Raw genomic sequence first — 14,570 nt, 5'->3', positions numbered from 1 at the left:
CCTCCTTCAGGTCAGGTCATCGCGGATGCAGGCCTTGAAATGCCCCGGCGTCATTTCACGCAGCTCCGGCACGGTCTCGCCGCAGGCCGCTAGCGCCTTCGGACAGCGCGTGCGAAAGACGCAACCGCTCGGCGGATCGGCGGGGCTTGGAATATCGCCCTTGAGGATCTGACGGTTGCGCGGCGCATCGGGATCGGGCGAAGGGATCGCCGACAGCAGCGCCCTGGTGTAGGGATGCAGCGGCCTGGCATAAAGCACAGCACTTGGCGCGATTTCCATGATCCGGCCGAGATAGAGGACGATCACCCGGTCGCAGATATATTCGACCACGGCGAGATCGTGGCTGATGAACAGCATGGTCAGGCCAAGGCTCTGCTGCAGGTCACGCAGAAGATTGATCACCTGCGCCTGGATCGAGACATCGAGTGCGGAGACCGGCTCGTCGGCGACGATGAATTCGGGTGCGAGCGTCAGCGCCCGGGCGATGCCGATCCGCTGCCGCTGGCCGCCCGAAAACTCGTGGGCGTAACGATTGACGGCGTCCATGGGAAGATCGACCTGTTCGAGCGCCGCGCGGGCGCGTTCCAGTCTCTCCTTTGCCGTGCCGAGGCCCTGGATCTTCAGCCCCTCGGTCAGGATTTCGCCGATCGTCATGCGCGGTGAAAGGCTCGCGAACGGGTCCTGAAAAATATATTGCATCCGGGGCCGCAGGCGCCGCATGGCCGATGAGGACAGGCCCGTGAGTTCGGTGCCGTCGAAGCGGACGCTGCCGGCGGAGGGTTCGATGAGGCGCAGCACCGATCGCCCGATCGTCGTCTTGCCGCTGCCGGATTCGCCGACCAGCCCGACCACCTCGCCTTTGCCGATATCAAAGGAAATGCCCCGCAGAATGGTCAGCCTGGCGCCGCGGGACGTATAATCCTTTCCAAGGTCGCGGACGGAGAGAAGGGGCTCGCTCATTTAGATCTCCTGCCAGCGGATACAGCGGCTCTTATGGCGCGGATTGACATTGGCGAGCGGCGGCACGGCCGAGCGGCAGGCGTCGATGGCAAATTGGCAGCGCGGCTGGAAAGCGCAGCCGGCCGGCATGTTCATCAGGCTCGGCACGACGCCCGGAATGGCCGCCAGCCTTTCCCCCGCCTGTTTCATCCGGCTGGCGTCACCGAGTTTCGGCATCGAGGCCAGGAGGCCGATCGTATAGGGATGCCGCGGATTGCGGAAAACGTCGGCCACCGGCCCGGTCTCGACGATCCGCCCGGCATACATGACCGCCACCCGATGCGCGATTTCGGCGACGACGCCGAGATTATGGGTGACGAAGAGCATGGCCATGCCGCGCTCGCGCTGCAGCGCCTGCAGGAGGGCGAGGATCTGCGCCTGGATGGTGACGTCGAGCGCCGTCGTCGGCTCGTCGGCAATCAGCAGCGTCGGGTCGCAGGCAAGCGCCATGGCGATCGTGGCGCGCTGGCGCATGCCGCCGGATAATTCGTGCGGATATTGACCGGCACGGCGCCTGGCATCGGGAATGCCGACGCTGTCGAGAAGCGAGACGGCCGCATCCATGGCGGCTTTCCGGTTCGCCCCGCGATGAATGCGGATCGGCTCCGAGATCTGATCGCCGATGGTGTAGACCGGGTTGAGGCTCGACATCGGTTCCTGGAAGACCATGCCGATATCATTGCCGCGAACAGCGCGCATGTCCTTTTCGGCGAGGTCGACGAGATTGCTGATGGTGCCATTCTTGCGCTTCAGATCGATGCGGCCGGCGGCGATCGCACCGATATTGCGGGTCAGGAGCCGCATGACCGAAAGGCTGGTGACCGATTTGCCCGAGCCGGACTCGCCGACGAGCGCCAGCGTCTCGCCCGCCGCCACGCTGAGATCGATGCCGTCGACCGCCGTCACCGCGCCCGAGCGGATGCGGAAGATGGTCCGCAGCCCCTTGATGTCGAGAATGGTGTCGGTGGTCTGTGGCATGGTGTCCATCAGGAAAGCAGGCCGGTGGCGCGCAGAATTTCGTCGATCCTTGCAGTCTCGGCCTCGTTGAGGGCCGCGCGCGGGCGCGGCATCAGCGCCGTATCGATGATGCCGAGGCTCTTCATCGCCGCCTTGAAGGCGCCGATACCGGCGGCACCGCCGCTGACACGTCCCGAGCCGACCCAGACGATTTCGAAGAGCCGGCAGAGCCGCTCCTGCTCCTTGCGGGCCGCGACCCAGTCGCCGCGCTGGGCGGCATTCCAGAGCCTGACGTAGCCATGCGGATCGACATTGGCGATGCCGGGCACCACGCCGTGGGCGCCCATCTGCAGCGCCGTGTCGACGACGATCTCGGAACCGGTCATCAGGAAGACATCCTTGTTGTCGGCGAGATCGAGCAGCACGTAACGGAAATTGCCGTCGTCGCCGCTCGAATCCTTGATGCCGATGATGGTTCCCTCCTTCGCCAGCGTCACGCTGGTCTGGCGCTGCAGTTTCACATGCACGCAGACGGGAATGTCATAGGCGATCAGCGGCACGTCGACCGCATCGCGGATATAGCGGAAATGATCGATGGTCTCGGGCTGGCTGGTAACCGTGTAGAACGGCGCCGTCACGACAACCGCGTCGGCGCCGGCCGATTTGGCGATCCTGGCATGGTTGATGACCCGGTGGGTGGTGGGATCGATGACCCCGACGATCAGCGGCACCCGGCCGTTGATGACCTTGGCCGAGTGCTCGATGATCTCTCGGCGGGTCTTTTCATCATGGAAGATCACCTCGCTGGTCGAGCCGAGCACGAACAGGCCATGGCAGCCGGCCTCGATCAGGTTATCGAGCACCCGCGTATAGGACGGGTAGTCGACGGTGTAATCCTTGTTCAGCGGGGTTATGACGGGAGGAACGACACCCTTGAATTTGCTCATTTTCGCTTTCTTTCGATCGTCAGTTTAATTCGGCGCGAGGGTCGAAGGCATCGCGAAGACCATCGCCAATGAAGTTGATTGCCAGGACGGCCAGCACCAGAAAGCCGCCGGGAAACAGCCACTGCCAGGGATATTGTTCGAGCACGGCGGTGGAGCGGGCGGCATTCAGCATGTTGCCCCAGCTTGCCGCCGGCGGCGCAATGCCGAGCCCGAGAAAAGAAAGGCCGGCCTCGAGCAGGATGGCATTGGCGATCTGCAGCGTCGCGAAGACGACCAGGATGTCGATCGAGTTCGGCAGGCCGTGGCGGAAGAGCAGGTGCGGCAGACCCGCCCCCATGCCTCTTGCCGCCATCACGAAGTCACGCTCGCGCAGTTCCAGCAGCCGCGCGCGCACCATGCGCGCCAGCAGCGGCCAGGAGAGCAGCGAAATGACGAAGACCGTCGGCCAGATGCCGGTGCCGGCGATCGAGGCGAGCACCAGCAGGAAGATGACCGGCGGCAGCGTCATGACAAGATCGACAAAACGCATGGTGACCGCATCCGCAAAGCGGCCGGCAAGCGCCGAGACCGCCCCGACCAGGAAGCCGATGATGGCGGAGATGACGGTCGAGGTGAGCGCCACCAAAAGCGAGATCCGGCCGCCGTCCATCACCCGGGCAAAGATGTCGCGGCCGACGCCGTCGGTGCCGAACCAGTGCCCCGATCCCGGCCGCGCATTCATCGCCAGCAGATCGATGTCGTTGGGTTTGAAGCTCCACCACAGCGGATAGGAAAGGATTGCCGCGATCACCAGCGCGATCATGCACAGGCCGGCAAAGGCGGCCCGGTTGAGCAGGAAGCGATGCAGGGAGCGTGCGATCGGGCCCGGACTGCGGGCGGGGCTTCGTGCCAGCATCACTCAGCCCACCTTGATGCGCGGATCGACCATCGCATAGGCCAGATCGGTCAGAAGGTTGACGGCGATGACGCAGGCGCCGATCACCAGCGTCGAACCCATGATGACAGGATAGTCGCGGCCCTCCACCGCATCGACCATCAGCAGGCCCATGCCGGGCCAGTTGAAGACGCTTTCGATGAAGATCGCCCCGCCGATCGCAAGGCCGATGGTCGAGCCGATCAGCGTGATGACGGGCAGCAGCGCATTGCGCAGGGCGTGTTTGGTGATGACCCAGAATTCGAAGACGCCCTTGGCGCGCGCCGTGCGCACATAGTCCTGGTTCAGCACCTCGAGCATGGACGCGCGCATATAACGCATGATCAGCGCCGTCTGCGCCACGGCCAGCAGGGTCGCCGGCAGGATGAGGTGGTGTAGGAGGTCGGCGACGGAAAACTCCCGGCCGGGCGTCAGCATGCCGCCGGAGGGCATCCAGCGGAAATAGACCGAAAACAGATAGAGGCCGACCAGCGCGCTTAAGAAGGGCGGGCTGGAAATGCCGGTGACCGCCAAGACCGACAAGGACAGGTCGGCGAGGGAGTTGCGGCGAACCGCGCTGACGATGCCGGTCGCGATGCCGGCGATGATCGCGATCGCGATCGCCGATCCCATCAGCAGAACCGTCGGGCCGACCCGCGACAGCACGAGGCCGAGCACTGGCTGATCGGGCCGCTTGTTCGAATAGCCGAGATCTCCCGTCAGCGCCTGCTGCAGCCAGGCGACATATTGCACCGGCAGCGGCTGGTCGAGGCCGAGTGTGACGCGCAGTTCCGCAAGATCCGACGCTGACATCGGCACATTGGGGTCGATATAGGCGTCGATCGGATCGCCGGGGGTAAGGCGCAGCATGATGAAGATCAGCATGCTCAAGGCAAAGAGCATGCCCACTCCGATTAGCAGCCGCCGGAGACTGTATCTCAGCATGAAAATCCGTTCCTGTGCGGCGGCGGACAGGTTCGCCGACCTGACCGCCCTTGGCTTTCTCAGGATGCGTGGCGCCCTATTCGGAGACCGCCCATTTTTCCGGATGCGCCTGGTAAGGGCCGCCGCCGGGGGCGGGCGTCCAGATGAAGTCCTTGAGCTTGGTGGAGGCGACGCCATACCGTTTTGCCACCCAGAGCGGACCCCAGGGCAATTCCTTGTTCATCACCGTGCAGACCTCCTGGTAGCGGCCGTCGCGCTTGGCGGCATCCGTCTCGCTCAGCGCCGCGTCGAGCGCGGCGGTCAGCATCGGCATGCGCACGCGGGCGACGTTCGGGCCGGCCGGCGGGATCTGCTTCTCGTTGAGGCCGACATTGATGCTGCCCGGATCCGGGCCGTTCTGCAGGCCGGCATAAACCATCTGAAACTGCTCGATGTCTGGCGTCGGGTTGAGCACGATGCTGTTATAGGTCGGCGTGTCGACGGCGCGGGGGGTGACGTTGATGCCGACCTGAGCCAGCATCGCCTGAACCGCGGCCATGACATTGGCGGCAAGCGGCGTCGTGTAATAGGTCAGAAGAGTTATCGGCTTGTCGCCGTTGATCTGATCCCAGCCCGCTTCCTTCAACAGCTGCCTGGCCTTTTCCGGATCGTAGGCATAAGTCTCGATGCCCGCCGGCACCAGCTGGTCGGCGATATAGGCGCAGTTTGCCGGTTTGGCGGCACCGCCGTAAAGGCTCTGAATGATCGCGTCGCGATTGATCGCGTACATCACCGCCTGGCGGACCCGGATATCCTTCCAGATCGGCGAGTCGTGGTTGAAGCCGAGATAGTTGACGACGAAGGAGTTGCCTTCGATGACGCGGAAATCCCTATTGTCGTTGAAGGCCTTCAGATCGTTGGATTCGACGTAGGTGAACTGGATTTCGCCGGCGCGCAGTGCGGCAATCGCCGCAGCCGGATTGGCAAAATAGCGGTTGATGATCTTTTCCAACGCCGGTTTGCCGCCCCGGTAGTCGGTGTTGGCGGCAAGTTCGACATATTGATCGGTGACATATTTGCTGAACTTGAACGGCCCGGTGCCGATTGGTGCGGTCGACCACCAGCTGTTCTTGGCGAGCTGGTCTGCGGGGATCTGCGAAAGCGCGTGCTCCGGCAGCATCATCACCTTCGTCAGAGTATCCATCAGGCTGGCCGACGGCGCCGACAGTTTGATGACCAGCGTCTTGTCGTCCTTGGCCTCGGCCGAGGAAACGGCGTTCAGTCGCGCTGCGAGAACCGAGCCGGTCTTGGCGTTCTTGGCAAGCTCGATGGTGAACTTCGCGTCCTTTGCGGTGAAGGGCTTGCCGTCATGCCATTTCGCGTCGGCAAGCTTGAATGTGTAGGTCGTCTGGTCGGGGCTGACTTCATAGGACGCGGCGAGCTGGCCGACGACTTTCTCGAGCTTCTCGTCATAGGTCACCAGCGGTTCGAAGTAGACGCTGAGCCAGGTGAAGCCGCCCGTCGCGGCGAGCGGGTTGAAATTGCCCTGGAAGCCGCCGGGCCCGACATCGAAGCCGCCCGAGAGCGTCGCTGCCCGCGCCGGGGCGGTGTAGGCCGGAATGGCGGTCGTCGCCATCATCGCAGCAAGCGCGATGGCGGATGATAATCTCAACAGTCCTTTCATTGTGCTCCTCCCACATTGGCACTTTTCTTATTGGCGGCGATCACCCGGGAAATGCCGTCGTAATGGCGGTCCAGGCGCTTCTGTGCTTCCGCGACGTCCCTTGCCTCGATGGCATCGACGATCGCCGCGTGATCCCTCCAGGTCGCGACGGGGTCGACATTGTCGAGGTTGACGAAATCGGACGCCTTGTAGAAGGCGAGCCAGAACACATCGATCAGCCGGGCAAGGGTCTCATTGTTCTGGCAGCGGAACAGCAGGGTATGAAAAAGCTGGTCTTCGTCAGCGAAGGATTGACCACGCTCGGCATGGACCCGCATGCGCTCCACGGTGGCGCGCAGCTCGGCGATATCGTCGCCGCCGATCATCTCGACCGTCTTGCCGATCAGGCCGACCTCCAGGGTCCGGCGGATCTCGATCACTTCCTCGATCTGGCGCAGGGCGCCGCCAAGGCCATAGGCGAGATTGTCGAGCAGCGGTTCGAATGAGAAAGCCTTGACGAAGATGCCGATGCCGCGGCGCGATTCCAGCACCCCCACGGATTCCAATGCCTTGATGCCTTCGCGCAGCGAATTGCGGCTGACGCCGAGCTGGTTCGCCAGGTCGGATTCGGCCGGAAGCGGCGTGCCGGGTTTCAATGCGTTGTCGCTGATATAGGCGCGCAGGCTTTCCTGCACGGACACGTGGAGAAGAGGCGCGCGGGCGAGGGGCTTCATGGATTTCAGCGACATGCCATTCCCATTGGTCTGCAATGATGAGGATGGCTTAGACATATCCACTTGTAGGATATCCGTCAAATGGATTTCTTCAGACACGCAGATCGGCGCCTGGCCGGCGTTGCGGCAGAAAAGGTGGATTGCGTTTGGGCCACGCTTCGGTCTGGACCGTGGGAGCGAAATCTAGGAATGGTGAAAGCCGAAGAAGCGCCGGGCGGCCGATCTGGTCAGTCGGGTTGCGGGGAGGAGGTCGTTTCCCCTTCCGATAGTTCGCAGTCGAGCAGGATGGGATGGCCGACGCCGGGCGTCGGTTGCTTGTTCAAGAGAACTGCGACGGCCGCTGCGGCAATCCTCTGAATCGGCTGCTTGACGGTGGTCAGCCGCGGCGTCGTCATGCTCGACAGCGGAATGCCGTCGAAGCCGACGATGGAAAGGGCTGCGGGGATCGGGATCCCCAGATCGTGGGCCGCTCTCATGCAGCCGATCGCCTGCTGGTCCGAGCTTGCAAAGATGGCGGTCGGGCGTTCGCTGCGCGCCCGCGCCAGCAGATAGTTTCCGGCTGATCGGCCGCTTTCATAATCGAAAGCCGCCTCGGCGATCAATTGCGAGGCCTGAATTTGCCCGTCGTCGTCGGATTGGCCCATCGCATCAAGGTAGCCCTTGAGGCGATCATTGGCCGGCACGGAATGCCTGGGGCCTGAAATGAAACCGATGCGGCGATGGCCGAGTTTAAGAAGATGTTCGACCCCGAGGCGCACGCCGCTGCGGTGATCGGAGGCGATGCCGGAATATCCCGGCATCAGGCGGTCGACGACGACGATCGGCAGGGCCTTCGGCAGCTTGAGCGTATGGAAATCATTGCTGGGAACGAGAATGATGCCGTCCACCTTCCGGCTTGTCAGTTGTCCGATGCGGTCGGCCTCCTTGGCCGCATCGTCAAACGACGTCATCACGATGATGTTGTAGCCATGACTTGCCGCCGCCTGTTCGGCGGACTGCACGAGTTCGGAGAAGAACGGATTGGTCAGATCCGGAATGACGATGCCGATGAGGCGGCTGACCTTGCTGCGCATGCTTCGCGCCGACGGGTCGGGCATATAGCCGAGGTCGTCGATGATGCGTCTGACGCGTGCCCTCAGCTCATCCGTCACCGAAGGGTGGTCGTTCAAGACCCGTGAGACAGTCCCGGTGGAAACGCCGGCAAGCTTGGCAACGTCTCGAATTCCGACCTTTGGCATAATGGAAGAACATGTCCCTTCATCTTCACTTCGGGACGCCCGAACGCCCCGATCGAGCCTTCAGCTAATGGTCTCCATCGCCTTCGTCAAACGTGATGATATCTCCCATAGCATGGGGGCGGGCCGCATTCAATGGAAACGGTTCATCGTCGCCACTTGCTGAGAGCAGGGATTAATCCCATTTTCCCCACTTACCTCCGGTTTCCAGCGCCTTGACAATCCAGTGACGCATTGTTACCCAAGTGTCGTTGGAAACGGTTCATCTGCGAAGGCACTCAGGTGAGGATAGGCCCGGAACCGTTCGGAGGAGAGAAATGTCCCATTCTACAAAGCGTGATTCCGTCCTGATGAATGCGCCGCGCCGTGCGGCATTGAAGCTCGGACTTGCCGGCACCCTGGTGCTCGCCCTGTCCTGCGGCGTGTCGCCCGCTTTTGCGGCCGGCAAGCCCAAGGTCGGCCTGATCATGAAGTCTCTGTCCAATGAGTTCTTCAAGCAAATGAAGGCCGGCGCCGATAAATATGCGGCTGAGAACAAGGACAAGTTCGATTTCAAGGCCGTCGGCATGAAGGACGAGCGCGATTTCGCCGCCCAGGTCGATGCCGTCGAAAACTTCGTGACGCAGAAATACGACATCATCGTCGTTGCTCCAGCCGATTCCAAGGCCATGGCAACGCCGCTGGCCAAGGCCGTGAAGGCCGGAGTCAAGGTCATCAACATCGACGTGCCGCTCGACGCCGATGCCAAGAAGGCAGCCGGTATCGATCTGGCCTTCTTCGGCCCGGACAATCAGGAAGGCGCCAAGCTCGCCGGCGACGCGCTGGCCAAGGATCTGGGTCCGGGCGCCAAGGTTGTCATCCTCGAGGGCAATCCCGAGGCCGACAATGCCAAGGAGCGCAAGGAAGGCTTCATGGATTCCGTCAAGGCGGGCAAGCTCGAGCTCCTCGACAGCAAGACCGCCCACTGGGAGACGGAAGAAGCCAACACCGTCATGACCAATTTCCTGACGAAGTATAAGGATATTCAGGGCGTGATGGCCGCCAACGACTCGATGGCGCTTGGCGTCGTCAAGGCGCTCGATGCAACCGGCCAGGCCGGCAAGATCAAGGTTGTCGGCTTCGACAACATCCCGCCGGTGCAGCCGCTGATCAAGGATGGTAAGATGCTTGCCACCGTCGAACAGTATGGCGCGCAGATGGCGGTCATGGGCATCGACTACGGTATGCGTGAACTTGCCGGCGAGAACTTCACCGGCTGGGTCAAGACCGACATCAAACTCGTCACCGCCGGCGACCTCAAATAATCGGGTTGCCGATTTAAGGCCACAGGAAGCGCCGGCTGCCAAGCCGGCGCTGACCGCTGCCAGCCGATTTGCGTCTTGTGCGGAGGGTGGCCATCTCGAATTTCAACGGATCATGCACGAGGTGGACGTGTCAGACGCAGCAGACGACTACATCTTGAAGCTGGATGGGATCGGCAAGCGGTTCCCGGGCGTCGTGGCGCTCAGAAATGTTTCCATGCGGATCGGCCGCGGCAAGGGCCACGTTCTCCTCGGCGAGAATGGCGCAGGCAAGTCGACCTTGATCAACCTGCTGGGCGGCGTCTTCAAGCCGGATGACGGGCAGATTTCCTTTGACGGAAAGCCCTATCGTCCGGGCTCGCCGCTGGAAGCCTTCCAGGCGGGCATTCGCGTCATCCACCAGGAACTCCATCCCCTTTCCAATCTCACCGTCGCCGAAAACCTGCTTTTCGAGCATCTTCCGCGCCGATACGGCCTGGTGGACTACCGGAAAATGAACAGCCGCGCGGCGGAACTGCTGGCGGAAGTCGGCCTCGATGTGGCGCCGATGACGCTTGCCAGCCGCCTCAGCGTCGCGCAACTGCAACTGCTCGAGATCGCCAAGGCGCTCTGCTATGAAAGCAAGCTGCTCGTCCTCGACGAGCCGACGGCAACCCTGACCTCCAAGGAGGTCGACCGGCTGTTCGAGATCCTGAAGCGGCTGAAGGCGCGCGGCGTCACGACGCTTTATATCTCCCATCGGCTCGAGGAGATTTTCGAAGTCGGAGATGACGTCACTGTGCTGCGCGACGGTCAGCATGTCATCACGCGCCCTCTGTCCGGATTGGCGATCCCCGATATCGTCGAGCTGATGGTCGGACGAACGCTTTCGGATCATGGCGTCTTTCGCAGCGACACCGCCGTGTTCGGCGAAGCGCTTGGCGTCTCCGGCCTGAAGGTGACACGCAACAGCCCGGAACTGTCGTTTTCCGTCGCCAAGGGCGAAATCGTCGGCATTGCCGGCCTTGTCGGCAGCGGTCGCACGGAAGCGGTGCGCGCCATATTCGGCGCCGACGCCAAAGCCGGCGGCGAAATCCGCGTCGACGGCGTGCCGGTTGCGATCAATTCACCCAAAGACGCGGTTGCCGCCGGCCTGTGCCTGGCGACGGAAGACCGCAAGCTGCAGGGCCTGATGCTCGATATGAGCTGCGCGGAAAACGCCACGGTGACGGATTTCAGCAAGATCTCCCGCAAGGGACTGATCAGCCGAAAGGCGGAGAACGACCACGCCCAGCGTCTGGTGCGCGAGCTGCGCATCAAAACCCCGTCGATCCACCAGATGGTCAGGACGTTTTCGGGCGGCAATCAGCAAAAGGTCGTCATCGCCAAATGGCTGTTCCGCGGTCCCAAGGTGCTGATATTCGATGAGCCGACCCGCGGGATCGACGTCGGCGCCAAGGCGGAAATCTACGAACTTCTGTGGAAATTTGCCGCCGAAGGAAAGGGCGTTCTGGTCGTATCCTCGGATCTGCCGGAGCTCATCGGCATCTGCCATCGCATCATCGTCCTGTCGGACGGCAAGATCGCCGGCGAAATCGCGCGGGATCAATTCGAAGAGAGCAGGATCCTCTCACTCGCTTACAAGGAGTACAGTCGTGTCCGGCAACATTGAAACCAAGATCGAAGCGAAAGAGACAGGCTTCTGGGACAAGCTCATCCGGATCTCGATGAAGGAGGCAGGCGTTGCCATCGCCCTCGTCCTGATCGTCATATTCTTCTCGGCGACTGCGCCCTATTTCGCCACGCCGGAGAATTTCCTGAAGATCTTCGTGCAGATCGCCATCAACACAGTCCTCGCCTCGGGCATGACCTTCGTCATCCTGGTCGGCGGCATCGATCTTTCGGTCGGCTCGCTGCTGGCCCTTTGCACCGTCATCGGCGCCACGATCATGATCGACCCGAGGCTGTCCCCTTGGGCTGCGATCGTGCTGGCGTCGCTCGCCTCGATGGGCACCGGCGCGATCCTTGGCGCCATCAATGGCTGGGTTTGCGAAAAGTGGAAGCTTCCGTCCTTCATCGTCACGCTCGGCATGCTGAATGTGGCAAGCGGCCTGGCCCGCGTCGTCAGCGATAACTCCACCATCACCGGCCTGCCGCAGCCCTTCGTCGATTTCGGCAATCTGATCTTCTGGGGCATCTTCCCGTCGATCTTCCTGATTGCCATCGTCGTCGTCCTCGTCGGCTGGTTCGTGCTGCGTTATACGGTCTTCGGCCGTTTCGTCTTCGCGATCGGCACCAATGAAGAGGCTGTGCGGCTGTCGGGACACGAGCCGAAGCGCTACAAGATCGCAGTGTTCACGATCTCGGGCCTGACCGCCGGCATTGCCGCCATGGTCTATCTGCTCCGCCTCAACGTCGGCAGCCCGGTTGCCGGCATCGGCTACGAATTGAATGCGATCGCCGCGGTCATCATCGGCGGAACCAGCCTCTCGGGCGGCAAGGGTTCGATCGTCGGAACGCTGGTCGGCGCCTGCATCCTGCAGGTGCTGTCGACGGGGCTGCAGCTGTTGGGCGCCGACGACAACATCAAGCCGATCGTCATCGGCGCCGTCATCGTGCTTGCGGTCATCCTCGATAGCTATCGCGGGCGGTTGATGCGGATACTCGAGACCCGGTGACCGGTTGCAAGGCGGCCTGCAAAGTGAAGCAGGCCGTCAAACTCCTGCCACATGCCCTGCTTTAATTCGGCGCGACTGCGTATTTCCTGAATCGCAATTGATTTAAGGGATAAGCCATGCAGCAGCTCAATGCGTTACCGCATCGCTTTCGCCTCTGAGAAGAGGGGCGGTGCTGAGGTAACCGCGCCGATGGAGATCCGGATGCCCGCAATCCTGCGAAAGAAAGCTCATGGCGTCTCCACGCGGGCGCAGGTCATCGATGGTGCGGAGGATGTCGGCCTCGCCTATCAGGTGTTTTCCGATACGGTGGTCGAAGACGTCGTCGTCAAGAACTCGCCGCGCGGCTTCAAATTTCACAATGGCAAGAACCTCGTCGTCAGGCGCTGCGAGACGGAGAATGTCCGCGGCGACGGCATCTATCTGACGAAGACGTCGAACGTGCTTCTGGAAAACAACCGGATGGGAGAGGCACCGGGCGAGGGCGCGGATTGCTGTCAGTTCGCCTATCAAAACAGCGACGACAATATCAGTTCGGACGTGGTGATCCGCGGCAATCTCTTCCTCCAGTCGCCGACGAGCACGTCGAACAAGGGCGCGCTGGTCTGCGACAAAACCCTGAGATATCGGGTCGAGTACAATTTCATCGGCGGCAAGAATTTCTCCTTTTCGTCGATCGGCGACGATGCCGTGGTGCGCAGCAACATCATGCGCGACGGCCGGATGAACGACTATTCCTTCGGCTATGGCATAGGCGACAAGGCCGATCATGCCGGCCATCACCTCTATGACAACTGGATCGAGAACAATAATCGCGGCATCAGCCTGAGCGGCTTTTCCGACCAGGAGCGGGCTTTCCGCAAGGACATCGATATCCACGACAACGTCATCAGCGAGTGCGACGTCGCCTTCTTCGCCAATCGTCCATGGTCGGGGAGCTTCCGGCGCAACATATTCATGCGATGCCGACAGGACATCCTTCTGAAAGGAACGGGCGAAGCCACCGCCGGGCAGGTCGACGGCAATTATCACAATGACGGCAGCTTTCTGAATGTCGCGCCGCCGCCGCTTCGCTACAATGGCGATGGAAAAGCCTCCGTCGCCTCGGGGGAATGGACCTCCGAACCCGATGAAATCGTCATCCAGTGGCGGGACAAGGGCGTCGACATACCGGGCGCCAACCGGCCTTCCATCGCCGTCGAGCCCGGCATGGAATTGTCCTGCGTGCTGCTTGCCCGCAAGGGCCGCAATTGGATGCTGGCGATCGCCGAGACAGCCTATGACGAATTCACCCCGCGCGCATGGCAGGAAAAAAAGCTGCCCTGGCAGAAGCGGTATCTCTCGACCTGACGGCGCCGCGCGCAGCCGCCGATCACCCTGGGAACCAAAGTACGACTTTGCCGTTGACTGCCATGTCCAACCGTGTCGGGAGAGGACAGCCATGGCACGCCAGACATTCTGGAAGGGTTATCTCAAGCTCTCGCTCGTCACCGCCTCCGTCTCGCTGACGCCGGCGACGACCGAAAGCAACAAGGTACGTTTCCACGTCCTCAATCGCCAGACGAAGAACCGCCTCGAAAGCCGCTATGTCGACAGCGTCACCCACAAGCCGGTGGCCGACAGGGATCAGGTGAAGGGTTATCCGCGCGCCGAGGACGACTATGTTCTTCTCGAAGACGAAGAGATCGAGGAAGTCGGGCTGGAAAGTACCCGCACCATCGATATCGATAGTTTCGTGCCACGCGGCTCGATCGACTGGATCTGGTATGACAAGCCGCATTTCCTGGCGCCTGAGGATAAGGTCGGCGTGGAAGCCTTCTGCGTCATCCGCGAGGCGATGAAGGCAAATGATGTCGTCGGTATTGCCCGTCTGGTTCTCTATCGCCGCGAGCGCGCCGTGCTGCTGGAGCCGCAAGGCAAGGGCATCATTCTCTGGACGCTGCATTATGGCGACGAGGTGCGCGAACCCTTGGCCGAGATCGACGACAAGGCAAAGGTCGACAGCAAGCTTTTAGCGCTGATGAAGCGGCTGGTGAAGGAAGAAACCAAGGATTGGAGCCCGACCATGGTGCAGGACCCGATCCAGAAACGTCTGAAGTCGATGATCCGCGGCAAACAGAAGAGCTTGAAGCAGGCCGCGCCTGCCAAGAAACCGCTTCCGGTGAAATCGACCGGGAACGTCATCAACATCATGGACGCGCTGAAGAAGAGTCTGGCGGAAGGCGGCCGCAAGCCGCGATAAT

13 protein-coding genes are annotated in these 14,570 nt (G+C 61.9%); 5 read left to right on the top strand and 8 right to left on the bottom strand.

All coding sequences use genetic code 11. The annotated features are described in order from the left end of the window. Positions 1 to 6 precede the first annotated feature (6 nt). The 8 genes from EFD56_RS19440 to EFD56_RS19405 all read right to left on the bottom strand — a co-directional run bounded on the left by EFD56_RS19440 (position 7) and on the right by EFD56_RS19405 (position 8,375). Positions 7 to 960 (bottom strand): ABC transporter ATP-binding protein, encoded by a 954-nt coding sequence (locus EFD56_RS19440; protein WP_126906001.1) that lies wholly within the window; start codon positions 958 to 960, stop codon positions 7 to 9. After that, positions 961 to 1,986 carry an ABC transporter ATP-binding protein gene (locus tag EFD56_RS19435; RefSeq protein WP_406550337.1) on the bottom strand — a complete coding sequence of 342 codons (1,026 nt, stop codon included), beginning with the start codon at positions 1,984 to 1,986 and terminating at the stop codon, positions 961 to 963. Then, complete coding sequence (locus EFD56_RS19430; protein ID WP_126905999.1) at positions 1,986 to 2,903, bottom strand: dihydrodipicolinate synthase family protein; 918 nt, start codon at positions 2,901 to 2,903, stop codon at positions 1,986 to 1,988. The genes EFD56_RS19435 and EFD56_RS19430 overlap by 1 nt, the downstream gene beginning before the upstream one ends. Before the next feature lie 19 nt (positions 2,904 to 2,922). Next, the gene (locus EFD56_RS19425; RefSeq protein ID WP_064833761.1) at positions 2,923 to 3,798 is read right to left on the bottom strand and encodes an ABC transporter permease; all 876 of its coding nucleotides are present in this window, start codon (positions 3,796 to 3,798) and stop codon (positions 2,923 to 2,925) included. 3 nt (positions 3,799 to 3,801) lie between these two features. After that, entirely contained in the window at positions 3,802 to 4,761 is a 960-nt protein-coding gene (locus EFD56_RS19420) for an ABC transporter permease (protein ID WP_126905998.1), read from the bottom strand. A 76-nt stretch (positions 4,762 to 4,837) separates the two neighbouring features. Continuing rightward, positions 4,838 to 6,424, bottom strand: a complete 1,587-nt coding sequence (locus EFD56_RS19415) for an ABC transporter substrate-binding protein (RefSeq protein ID WP_126905997.1) — start codon at positions 6,422 to 6,424, stop codon at positions 4,838 to 4,840. Then, a complete protein-coding gene (locus tag EFD56_RS19410; RefSeq protein ID WP_126905996.1) occupies positions 6,421 to 7,152 on the bottom strand; it encodes a FadR/GntR family transcriptional regulator in 732 nt (243 codons plus the stop codon). The genes EFD56_RS19415 and EFD56_RS19410 overlap by 4 nt, the downstream gene beginning before the upstream one ends. Positions 7,153 to 7,364: 212 nt before the next feature. Next, the gene (locus tag EFD56_RS19405; protein ID WP_064826926.1) at positions 7,365 to 8,375 is read right to left on the bottom strand and encodes a LacI family DNA-binding transcriptional regulator; all 1,011 of its coding nucleotides are present in this window, start codon (positions 8,373 to 8,375) and stop codon (positions 7,365 to 7,367) included. Positions 8,376 to 8,689: 314 nt separating this feature from the next. Here EFD56_RS19405 and EFD56_RS19400 point away from each other — a divergent pair, with 314 nt between their 5' ends. The 5 genes from EFD56_RS19400 (at position 8,690) to ku (ending at position 14,569) form a co-directional block, all read left to right on the top strand. Next, the gene (locus tag EFD56_RS19400) at positions 8,690 to 9,676 is read left to right on the top strand and encodes a sugar ABC transporter substrate-binding protein (RefSeq protein ID WP_037115628.1); all 987 of its coding nucleotides are present in this window, start codon (positions 8,690 to 8,692) and stop codon (positions 9,674 to 9,676) included. A 112-nt stretch (positions 9,677 to 9,788) separates the two neighbouring features. Next, positions 9,789 to 11,324: a sugar ABC transporter ATP-binding protein gene (locus EFD56_RS19395; protein ID WP_126905995.1), complete on the top strand. Its 1,536-nt coding sequence runs from the start codon at positions 9,789 to 9,791 to the stop codon at positions 11,322 to 11,324. After that, positions 11,308 to 12,330, top strand: coding sequence for an ABC transporter permease (locus EFD56_RS19390; RefSeq protein WP_016734809.1), 1,023 nt, complete (start codon positions 11,308 to 11,310; stop codon positions 12,328 to 12,330). Before EFD56_RS19395 ends, EFD56_RS19390 begins: the two co-directional genes overlap by 17 nt. A 201-nt stretch (positions 12,331 to 12,531) precedes the next feature. Then, entirely contained in the window at positions 12,532 to 13,677 is a 1,146-nt protein-coding gene (locus tag EFD56_RS19385) for a right-handed parallel beta-helix repeat-containing protein (protein WP_064824820.1), read from the top strand. Positions 13,678 to 13,768: 91 nt separating this feature from the next. Then, positions 13,769 to 14,569, top strand: a complete 801-nt coding sequence (gene ku, locus EFD56_RS19380) for a non-homologous end joining protein Ku (RefSeq protein ID WP_016734807.1) — start codon at positions 13,769 to 13,771, stop codon at positions 14,567 to 14,569. The last annotated feature ends 1 nt before the right edge of the window (position 14,570 follow it).

Origin of the sequence: Rhizobium phaseoli (genome assembly GCF_003985125.1) — a bacterium.
In the GTDB taxonomy this organism is placed as follows: Bacteria; Pseudomonadota; Alphaproteobacteria; order Rhizobiales; family Rhizobiaceae; genus Rhizobium; species Rhizobium phaseoli.
Note: the sequence above shows the minus strand (reverse complement) of the source record. Positions and strands in the feature narration are given on the sequence as shown.

Excerpts from the sequence above, each read along its gene's own strand:
- EFD56_RS19440 (WP_126906001.1), bottom strand. The coding sequence starts at position 960 with ATGAGCGAGCCCCTTCTCTCCGTCCGCGACCTTGGAAAGGATTATACG.
- EFD56_RS19435 (WP_406550337.1), bottom strand. The coding sequence starts at position 1,986 with ATGGACACCATGCCACAGACCACCGACACCATTCTCGACATCAAGGGG.
- EFD56_RS19430 (WP_126905999.1), bottom strand. The coding sequence starts at position 2,903 with ATGAGCAAATTCAAGGGTGTCGTTCCTCCCGTCATAACCCCGCTGAAC.
- EFD56_RS19425 (WP_064833761.1), bottom strand. The coding sequence starts at position 3,798 with ATGCTGGCACGAAGCCCCGCCCGCAGTCCGGGCCCGATCGCACGCTCC.
- EFD56_RS19420 (WP_126905998.1), bottom strand. The coding sequence starts at position 4,761 with ATGCTGAGATACAGTCTCCGGCGGCTGCTAATCGGAGTGGGCATGCTC.
- EFD56_RS19415 (WP_126905997.1), bottom strand. The coding sequence starts at position 6,424 with ATGAAAGGACTGTTGAGATTATCATCCGCCATCGCGCTTGCTGCGATG.
- EFD56_RS19410 (WP_126905996.1), bottom strand. The coding sequence starts at position 7,152 with ATGTCGCTGAAATCCATGAAGCCCCTCGCCCGCGCGCCTCTTCTCCAC.
- EFD56_RS19405 (WP_064826926.1), bottom strand. The coding sequence starts at position 8,375 with ATGCCAAAGGTCGGAATTCGAGACGTTGCCAAGCTTGCCGGCGTTTCC.
- EFD56_RS19400 (WP_037115628.1), top strand. The coding sequence starts at position 8,690 with ATGTCCCATTCTACAAAGCGTGATTCCGTCCTGATGAATGCGCCGCGC.
- EFD56_RS19395 (WP_126905995.1), top strand. The coding sequence starts at position 9,789 with ATGCACGAGGTGGACGTGTCAGACGCAGCAGACGACTACATCTTGAAG.
- EFD56_RS19385 (WP_064824820.1), top strand. The coding sequence starts at position 12,532 with ATGCCCGCAATCCTGCGAAAGAAAGCTCATGGCGTCTCCACGCGGGCG.
- ku (WP_016734807.1), top strand. The coding sequence starts at position 13,769 with ATGGCACGCCAGACATTCTGGAAGGGTTATCTCAAGCTCTCGCTCGTC.